This window comes from Bacteroides muris (ex Fokt et al. 2023) (assembly GCF_024704895.1).
GTDB lineage: Bacteria > Bacteroidota > Bacteroidia > Bacteroidales > Bacteroidaceae > Bacteroides > Bacteroides muris.
The window spans coordinates 1-8,630 of record NZ_JAMZEE010000072.1 but is presented as its reverse complement, the minus strand read 5'-3'; the positions used below and the strand labels follow the sequence as shown (position 1 = coordinate 8,630).

9 protein-coding genes and 2 pseudogenes are annotated in these 8,630 nt (G+C 45.5%); 1 reads left to right on the top strand and 10 read right to left on the bottom strand.

The window, feature by feature from the left end; translation table 11 throughout:
- The first annotated feature begins 17 nt into the window (after positions 1-17).
- A complete protein-coding gene (locus tag M1B78_RS17855) occupies positions 18-425 on the top strand; it encodes an N-acetylmuramoyl-L-alanine amidase (RefSeq protein ID WP_257941427.1) in 408 nt (135 codons plus the stop codon).
- 28 nt (positions 426-453) lie between these two features.
- Here the strand turns inward: M1B78_RS17855 and M1B78_RS17850 are convergent.
- The 10 genes and pseudogenes from M1B78_RS17850 to M1B78_RS17805 form a co-directional block, all read right to left on the bottom strand.
- Positions 454-540: pseudogene (locus tag M1B78_RS17850) on the bottom strand (AAA family ATPase); the annotation flags it as partial.
- 43 nt (positions 541-583) lie between these two features.
- Positions 584-682: pseudogene (locus M1B78_RS17845) on the bottom strand (nucleotidyltransferase domain-containing protein); the annotation flags it as partial.
- 5 nt (positions 683-687) lie between these two features.
- Entirely contained in the window at positions 688-1,701 is a 1,014-nt protein-coding gene (pseI, locus tag M1B78_RS17840) for a pseudaminic acid synthase (protein WP_257941426.1), read from the bottom strand.
- Positions 1,698-3,143 (bottom strand): UDP-2,4-diacetamido-2,4,6-trideoxy-beta-L-altropyranose hydrolase, encoded by a 1,446-nt coding sequence (gene pseG, locus M1B78_RS17835; protein WP_257941425.1) that lies wholly within the window; start codon positions 3,141-3,143, stop codon positions 1,698-1,700. Before pseG ends, pseI begins: the two co-directional genes overlap by 4 nt.
- 23 nt (positions 3,144-3,166) lie before the next feature.
- Complete coding sequence (locus M1B78_RS17830) at positions 3,167-4,099, bottom strand: Rpn family recombination-promoting nuclease/putative transposase (RefSeq protein WP_136010399.1); 933 nt, start codon at positions 4,097-4,099, stop codon at positions 3,167-3,169.
- 113 nt (positions 4,100-4,212) lie between these two features.
- Positions 4,213-4,896, bottom strand: a complete 684-nt coding sequence (gene pseF, locus M1B78_RS17825; protein WP_257941424.1) for a pseudaminic acid cytidylyltransferase — start codon at positions 4,894-4,896, stop codon at positions 4,213-4,215.
- Positions 4,893-6,056, bottom strand: a complete 1,164-nt coding sequence (pseC, locus tag M1B78_RS17820) for a UDP-4-amino-4,6-dideoxy-N-acetyl-beta-L-altrosamine transaminase (RefSeq protein ID WP_257941423.1) — start codon at positions 6,054-6,056, stop codon at positions 4,893-4,895. Before pseC ends, pseF begins: the two co-directional genes overlap by 4 nt.
- Entirely contained in the window at positions 6,053-7,075 is a 1,023-nt protein-coding gene (gene pseB, locus M1B78_RS17815; protein WP_136010396.1) for a UDP-N-acetylglucosamine 4,6-dehydratase (inverting), read from the bottom strand. Before pseB ends, pseC begins: the two co-directional genes overlap by 4 nt.
- Positions 7,076-7,089: 14 nt before the next feature.
- Positions 7,090-7,578, bottom strand: a complete 489-nt coding sequence (locus tag M1B78_RS17810) for a UpxZ family transcription anti-terminator antagonist (protein WP_257931694.1) — start codon at positions 7,576-7,578, stop codon at positions 7,090-7,092.
- A gap of 35 nt (positions 7,579-7,613) precedes the next feature.
- Positions 7,614-8,150: a UpxY family transcription antiterminator gene (locus tag M1B78_RS17805; RefSeq protein ID WP_136010394.1), complete on the bottom strand. Its 537-nt coding sequence runs from the start codon at positions 8,148-8,150 to the stop codon at positions 7,614-7,616.
- Between the last annotated feature and the right edge of the window lie 480 nt (positions 8,151-8,630).

Here is an 8,630-nt window from a genome sequence, read left to right as displayed (position 1 = left end):
AACTGTAAATTTCAAGTTTGCCACAAAGGTATATTTATATTAAATCAGCGTCAAGGCGGAAAATAGGACGTTTACTTGAGGATTGCCGCCGCGACCACATCCTCCACCGCGGTTTCCGCGACATCGGCTATCATTTCTATCTGACGCGCGACGGCGAGATTCACCGCGGTCGCCCGTTGGAAAAAACCGGTGCGCATTGCCTCAATCACAACCGCCACTCTATCGGCATCTGCTATGAAGGAGGACTGGATGCTGCAAGTTGTCCTGCCGATACCCGCACACGGGAACAGAAGGCTTCGTTACTGGCACTGCTACGTGAGTTGAAGCGTATCTTTCCACGGGCGCTGATTGTGGGACACCATGATTTGAATCCGGCGAAAGCTTGTCCGTGTTTCGATGCGGAAAGGGAGTATAGGGGGCTGTAAAAGGCTCCCTTCTTCATTCTACATCCAATTTCATCAACCCCATGCGCACTTCTTTATTGGGGATATCCAGCGTATAAAGATGTGTAAGCGGAGAATAATTCTTTATCGTCACATGCCTTTTGACGCCTATAATTGACAATATCACGCTTTGTATCTTTATCCACTAAAATCAGAATATCAATGTCACTATTCTGTTTTGCCTCTCCACGTGCCTCAGAACCATAAAGAATTGCAGTAACAATATTCTCTTTTTTGATGACCTCTAACTATTCACGAACTCCCATGCAAATCTCGTTCCTTTCTCCAAATCCTGATTTACTTTCTTTCCCAATATATCTTTCAGATACTTAGGGTGCAGGCCGAAGCCCGGACGAACGGAGCGAACGTTCTGCTCTGTAACCACTTCTCCGGCTTTCATATCCTCGGCTACATAGAGCGAACGGGAGAACTCCCTTCCCGACTTCATCTTATCAGTAAGTTCATACGATACTGAGCCGATAGCCGCTTCGGCCATGCGTATATCTTTCACCATTTGGGCAAACTCCTGCTCGTTCATTGAGAATGAGGCATCGGGGCCGCCAATACTACGGTCGATAATAAAATGCTTTTCAATCATGGTTGCACCTTGTGTCACAGCCACTACGGCAGACACACTGCCAATGGTATGATCGGACAAACCGGACTTCACTCCATAGCGCTCGGCTAAATCCTTTATCATGCACAGATTGGCTTCCTCAATGGGGGCAGGATAAGAGGAGGTGCATTTCAACAGCGTAATATCATCATTGCCCGCCGCACGGCAAGTATCTACAGCCAACTGAATGTCTTCTTCAGTGGCAATGCCGGTAGACATCACCATCGGTTTCATCTTCTTGGCGGCATACTCTATCAAAGGAATATCCGTAATTTCAAAAGAGGCAATTTTGTAAATGGGGTTGCCCAAGGATTCCAGGAAATCTACCGCAGTTTTATCAAACGGTGATGAAAAACAGACAAGTCCTTCCTCCTTGGCCACACGAAACAGCTCTTCGTGCCACTCCCAAGGGGTATAGGCTTGCTTATAGAGATCGTACAAATATTTCCCATCCCAGATTGTGCCTTGTTTTATCTTAAAATCATCGGCATGGCAGTTCAGGGTTATGGTGTCAGCTGTATAGGTTTGCAGTTTTATGGCATCGGCACCTGCACGCTTGGCGGCACGGATAGTATCTATTGCTATTTGTTTGCTCCCATTATGGTTGGCAGACAATTCTGCTACAATCATCACCTTGTTCATTCGCTCAAATCTTTAATTAAATAATCATACTTATCGTCATTTGACGTCCGTCTATAGCCCCATTTCAAATGAAAACGCAATGAGCGGACATTGGTTCTCAAGACTTTGGCCAAGATAGAAGTAACATGCTGTTTTTTAAGATACTCAAATAACGTCTTCTCAATCAACGCTGCATCACCGTTTCCCCAAAACTCCGGCAATATAAATACTCCACGCTCCACTTGCGCAACCGATTCATACTCTATATTCACGGAACCGACAAGTATCTCTTCCCTATAGACAGCCATATATACCTTCCGATACTGAGACGACAAACTATTCACAAACTTCAAATGAGATTTCCAGGGAATAGTTTCCACATGCGCCATCTGAACACGAATACATTCTTCATTCCTCGCCTGCCACACAGACAAATGCCGGTCTCTGTCCAACAGCCTATAATCAACCAATCTCAATCCATTATTTTCAATCAGGACCGGAATGAACAGATTTTGAAACAAATTCTTATAACGTAACGGAATGGAAGAAAAATTCATCGCAGTCAGGGACTTTATCCTCTCTGCAATCGAAGAAAAATTAAGTCTCTCAAAATCCAAATCCAACAGATTACCTAAAGGATATATCAAATTATGTGCGACATATTCAGCATACATTTCCTGCTGATTGTCTACATAATATCCAGCAACTATAGGCAATTGCCGGGACAACGCTTCCAAACATACAGTACTTGCCGACAAAAACGCGACATCTGATTGGCTAAAGATGTCAGACATTTCTGATGCAGACAGATTATGCCGATACTGGACTTTTGAATAAGACTGTGATACATTATCAGTCTGGTATTTATCTCCTACAATGGCTACTATCTGTTTCACAGACGGTTCTTTCTGCAAAAAAGAGACAAAACGCTCTGTCAAATTGTTCTTGTCGGAACCTCCAAAACAAACAACAGCCTTTTCTATCTTTCTATCTTTCTGCTGTCTTTGTGGAGGTTGCAAAAACGGGAAACGCAATAAGGCCCAGTCATATCCCAGACATAATTGTGTATAAGGTTCTATACTGAACAATTTTTCATTGGTCACCCCATGATTTATTACCACATCGGCCACATAGTGCTTATCGTGCATATCATCAATGCAAACCAGGCGGCAGCCTTTTTGCTTGATGGCACGCTGGTAATCGGTAGTGAAGAAATAATTGTCGAGCACCACGATTTCATCACCTTGCAGATGGGAAAGGAAATCAGCAGAATGCGTTTCCTCTTGCAAGGGGATGAAAGGACATACCTTCTCCATCTCACTTACCTGATATGAGGTAGGATGGCAAGTAAAGAAGGTACAATCGAAATCGTCCTTCAGCATATCGGCCAAAGCCAGAGTACGGATAAAGTGACCGTAGCCGATGGTAGCGCTTGCGTCGGCACGGAAATAGATTTTTCTCAAGGAAATGAGATAAATTAAAATATTTAGAGTTTGTCTATCTCTTCAATGGATAGTCCGGTAACCCGATGAATGATGTCAAAGGAAACATTCAGTTTTTTCATGTTTCTGGCATTCTCTTTCTTCTCTTCTTGTCTGCCTGCAGCAAGACCTTCCAATCGACCTTCCAATCGACCTTCCTCCCTGCCTTCCTGCCGGCCTTCCTCCCTGCCTTCCTGCCGGCCTTCCTCCGCTGCCGTGGTCAGGACATCATTCTGAATCATCACGGCATTGATATGCTCGTCATACGCCAATTGTTCGGCACGGTTCATGTTATAATAAATCAGTTTACGACGGGCCTCTTCCAGACCGGGAGCTTTCGTGTCGGGACGGATGACACCGGTTTTCAGATATTCTATCCACTCTTCAAGCGGAGTGACGGCTACCTTATTAAACTCGTTCACCCGGATAAGGAAGTACTCGGGGAATATTTCGGAAGGCAGCTTACGTACGATAGCATTTTTCTCTTTGGTGCTCACTTCGAGGAAGTCCCCCGTGTGAACACCTACGAATGTGTTCTGACCGTGATACAAGTAATCATTCCCCTTGCCGATGTCAAAATAAAGGATACTGACGGAATACACTTTCTTCACTTCCGAGTAAAGGTTTCCCAGTTCGATATGCTCTGTGATGGCTTTTGCTACACCGAAAAGGATACGTTCCAGATAATAAATCTCGCGGGTGTTCTGAACTTCCACAATAATGATTTCGTCCTTACTGTTGCGGGCCTTGATGTCCACACGGTTGAATTTATCGCTTTCACACTGCTGGTTACCCTCGCTTTCCAGTATCTCCACGATATGGATGGATTCGCCCAACAGCACGGTAAGGAAACCTTCGAGAACACCGAAGTTGGCCTTGTTGCGCAGCAATCTTTTCACCGCCCAGTCAAAACGTATATATTTATCTTTCTGTTCCATAACCTTCACCGATAGTTAATTATATGTATATGCAAAGATAACGATAAATATCGAAACTAGAAATATCCAGAATCTTTTTCTACCTGCAAACTCTTTAAAACCATACACGAAGGTTATCTATGAAGCAACTCATACTTCATTTCCGCCAATGTCCAGTCGGTCAGCGTATCGAGGTCCTGCACTTCAAGTTCGGAAAGTACCAACCCGGCTGTATTCTCACCCCAAAAAGTCCGGCTCTCCACAAAGGAAGCGGTACGAGAGAAATAGAACTGACCGGCATCGTGATAGATCGGCTCCAAATCTTGGGAACGTGTATTCATGTATTCGGGATAAACCATACCGATTCTCCCGTCCACGATGTGAAGGCTGCGCTGTATGGGATAGGAATAAGCCACACAAGTGAAAACGGAATCTATCTCCGAATTCATTTTCCCATATGCTTCCCGGAGTCTTTCGGGAGTGACGAAAGGAGCCGTTGAGTAAATGCAACAAACCGTTTCGAACTCTCTGCCTTGCTCTTTATACATCTGCAGAACTTCAAGAATGACATCAGCCGTCCCGGCATAGTCATTTGACATCTCGGCACTCCGCATGAAAGGAACCTTGGCACCATATCTGCAAGCGATTGCAGCAATCTCCTCATCATCGGTAGAGACCATTACCTCATCAAAAAGTCCGCTCTGCAAAGCCGCCTCAATGGAGTATGCAATAATAGGCTTCCCCAGAAAGGACTTTATATTTTTCCGCGGGATGCGCTTGCTTCCGCCACGGGCAGGGATGATTGCTATATTTTTCATTTCTGTAGAAATTCAATTACTTTCTCTATCACATACTCCTGCTCCTCGTCCGTCAGCGTGGGATACATCGGAAGACTCAGACAATGTTCGTAATACTCTTCCACTACAGGTAAATCGCCTTTCCTACTGCCCAACTGCCGGTAATAAGGCATCAGATGAAGCGGAGCATAATGAACCTGCGCATAGACATTGTTCTCGTGCAGATAATTATAAAGGCCCAAGCGGTCGGCCACTTGAATGACATAAAGATGATAGGCGTGATAGGCATCGGCAGCATTGAACGGAGTCTTGATGCCATCTATTCCGGAAAACGCTTCATTATAGCGTCTTACGATTTCATGGCGGCGTTCAAGACCTGCTTTCGCACGTTCCAGCTGAGAAACACCCAGGGCAGCCTGGAAATCAGTCAGACGGTAATTATACCCCAGCTCCTGCATCTCGTAATACCAGCCGCCATGATGCTCGTGCAACAAGGCAGGGTCTTTCGTAATGCCATGCGTACGGTAAAGACAAAGCTTGTCATAGAGCTCCTTGCTGTTGGTGGTCACCATGCCTCCCTCACCCGTAGCGATATGTTTCACGGGATGGAAAGAGAATACGGCACAGTCGGCAAAACAACCGTTACCACAATGTTGTTTCTTGCCTTTACTGTCCGTGAAATAGCCGCCGGGAGCATGGCAGGCATCTTCGATAATCCACAGGCCGTACTCGTCGGCAAGCTTTCTGAACTCTTCCAGGTTCAAAGGATAGCCGGCAAAATCAACCGGAACAATACCTTTGTAAGTACCGCGGGGAGAAGCCTTAAGCATGGCTTCAAGTTTACGGATATCCATGAGGTAGGTATCCTTGTCAATATCGCAGAACACCACCTCGCCGCCACAATAGCGGATGCAGTTGGCACTGGCAGCAAAGGTCATGGGAGTGACAATCACCTTGTCGCCCGGCTTTACATTCAGTGCGGTAGCTGCAAGATGAAGCCCCGAAGTGGCATTGTTCACCGCTACGGCATATTGCGCACCTACATATCCGGCAAATTTCGTTTCAAATTCCCTGATCTTGGGGCCTTGTGTCAGGTAGTCGCTTTTCAGGGTATCGATGACTGCCCGGATATCCTCATCTGTGATATGCTGACGACCGTATGGAATAGGCTTGCTTATCATTTCACCTCGAAATTAGGGTCAACGTATTTCTTTATATTCTCGCGCATAGTCTCTACTGTCTCCCACTCCGTATTGTTGTCACTGCTGTAGTGGAAACCGTCGGGAACGGGCATTGCATTGTGATGTCTGATGAACTCTTCGCGACTGTGCCTGAAAGATACGGAAGGAAGAATGACATAATATCTGCCCAAGTCGATCGTATCAAGAGCATCGGTTACAGTAATCATCTCTTCGTGCAGCTTCTCTCCCGGACGGATGCCCACTTCCACCTGCGGCAGATTGGGCGCAATGGCAGCGGCCACATCCTTGATATGGTAGGAAGGAATCTTGGGAATAAAGATTTCACCACCCAGGTGATGTCCGATGGCATACATGACCAGAGCTACACCGGCTTCCAGCGAGATGTTGAAACGGGTCATGCGCATATCGGTTATGGGAAGTTCCTTCGCCCCGTTGTCGCGCTTGCTGATGAAAAAAGGGATTACGGAACCACGGGAACCCATCACATTGCCATAACGTACTACGGAGAACTTGATGTCCTTGGAACCGCTGATATTGTTGGCGGCAGTAAACAGCTTGTCGGAAGTGAGTTTGGTGGCGCCATAAAGATTGATGGGGGCACAGGCCTTGTCGGTAGAAAGGGCCACCACATGCCGGACCCCGGTGGCAAGAGCAGCCTTTATCACATTTTGCGCACCGTGTACATTGGTTTTGATGCACTCTTCGGGATTGTATTCAGCGGTATCCACCTGCTTGATGGCGGCTGCATGGATAATCACGTCCACTCCTTCGCAAGCCCGCGTCAGACGTTCGAGGTCGCGGACATCACCGATAAAGAAGCGCAATTGCGGATACTTATGACCGGGATATTTCTGCTTCAGTTCAAATTGCTTCAGCTCATCACGGGAGTAAATAATGATTTTCTTTACTTGCGGATAATCACGAAGAATGGTTTCCACAAACTTCTTGCCGAAGGAACCTGTTCCTCCGGTAATCAATACGGATTTGTTGTTAAGCATTATAATGAAAAGTTTTATTCATCGATATATTCCCACGGATAGGGATTGCCTGTCACATCCTGAAACTCATCAACCGCTTCCTGCTGTTCGGGAGTAAGTGATGAGGAATCCCAGGAGGAGATAATGGAACGGCCCTCGTCGGCCAAAGACTCGTCGAACACTTCACCGTAGCAGGCAGTAAGCAGGCGGAGCTTCAGTAAGGAAGCGGGAAGGGCGTCGAGCACATCCCAACAACAGTCCAGCACTTCCTGGACATGCCGCTGTTTTTCGCCATGGTCGACAAAAGAGGCGCCGTAACCCATAAGAAGGGCAAGACAGACATTTGCCTGCTCTTCGATGGTAGTGCCTTTTACACCCGACCGGTACAAAGCCATGGTAAGACGGTAGACCTCACCGTTCCGCCGTGACAAGTCATCGCTATAGACGGGACTGCCGTCCATACCCAAATACATCAGTTCGTGCGCAGCACGCTGAAGAGAGATTGCTTCTTCGGAAAGAGACATAAGCAATTATGGAATTAAGAATTAAAAATTAAAGTTCAGCCGATTACTTCTATAAGATCGGGATGGATAGTGGCCATGGCAACAGCTATGACACCTTGTATTTCGATAACCACGCGACGGTCACGTGCGCCTTTCACCTTCAGAAATATACCTTCTTGCCCCTCAAATTCACCGCCGGTAATCCGGACTTTGGTACCTTTGGACAAGTTCAATTCATCCGGTTGAAAATAAAGAAGATGATCATCGTAAGTGCCGGATACGGCAATGAAACGCTGCATCTGACTGTCGGGGACAATAATCTTCTGTCCACTGCGAGTATCGGTGATATATTGCAAATAAGTGACTTGAGACTTGACACGCTGCACATCGGAAGGACGGGCATGGACAAAAAGCAGATTATGAACGACCGGAACCAAAACACGGACTTTTTTTCCTTTTTTTATACATATCTTATATTGCATAGGAATGAAACAGCCCAAATTTTCTTTCTTGAGCAGACGCATGGCATCCGGTTCTCTGCGGTAGGTGGCACGCATGGCATACCAAATTTCGGCCTCTTTCTCTATTCCCATTTTTATGCTTTTGTTCAGAAAAGGGTGTTCTCCTGGGGCTTTGAATCTCTTGCATATGCTTGAAATTCAATTATTTGCGAACACCTTATGTAGAATACGACAAGCTTTATGCCCTTCTTGCCAACAGATTTTTTGCAGTCATTCATTACCTGTCAGGTAAAATACTGTAAACGAATCTATTGCAAGCAAAAAGCGTTCAATAGACGTTCGTTTTTTGAACGTCAATATTTAAGAAAATTAAAGAGGGAATCAGTTAACAAAAGGATATGGAAATTTCAAATATTAAACAGGATGCTTAATATGTTGTATTACTGCATATTAAACCGAGCAGCAAAAGGTTTCCTAAAATATTTTTATTAAACATTTTGAGGATATGAAAAACAGTCTTATCTTTGTGTCCATTAAACGAACGTTTAAAAAACGCTTCAAGCCCAAAGTCATTTCCATTTATATATCAACGTATTAACCCATCATAAAGAT